Raw genomic sequence first — 612 nt, 5'->3', positions numbered from 1 at the left:
ATGTGGCATTTTATATCTAGCATTTTGTATGCCATGAATATTGAGTGTGAGAGATGCCAGATAATATAAGGAGTAAGCATGGTGGTGGTTATTAATTGCGCGTGATTGCTTGTGGGGAATAAGAAAAAATTACAAATAAGAATCCATTCAAAGGAAATAATTACAGGTCATTTTGCAACGATTGGAGCTATTTAAATTCTATTTCAATAAAAACAATGACTTATTAACTTGGCACAGTAATCGCAATACCACTCACGAGGAAACGAAAAGAATTCATTTTTATTAGATTACTTCTCAGCGGAATCACAACCGTTTAATCCAAGGTAATCTCAATCAACGGAGGCTAGTTATGGCTAATACAAAAGAAAGCGCAGTTAAACCTCAAGAGCAATTTGAAGAGGCGTACCACCTTGCAGAGCAAGCCACTTCAGAAGCGGTTGGCGCCATGAAAGAACATGCCAAAGAGAAGCTGGAAGTCGGCGCAGAGAACATTCAGCAAGCGACCAAATCCGCAGAAAACGTCATTAAAGAGCGCCCGCTGTTGAGTATCGGTTGTGCATTCCTGGCAGGTTGGGCGGTCTCTAAGCTCATCAAATAAGCCTGTTCCTTACA

General features: G+C 40.5%; 1 protein-coding gene. It reads left to right on the top strand.

All coding sequences use genetic code 11. The features are described 5' to 3' along the window. Window positions 1–349: 349 nt before the first annotated feature. Window positions 350–598, top strand: coding sequence for a hypothetical protein (locus R7Q48_RS28755; protein WP_005466481.1), 249 nt, complete (start codon window positions 350–352; stop codon window positions 596–598). Window positions 599–612: the final 14 nt, after the last annotated feature.

Source organism: Vibrio sp. 378, from assembly GCF_033339435.1.
This window is presented reverse-complemented; position numbering and strand designations above follow the sequence as displayed.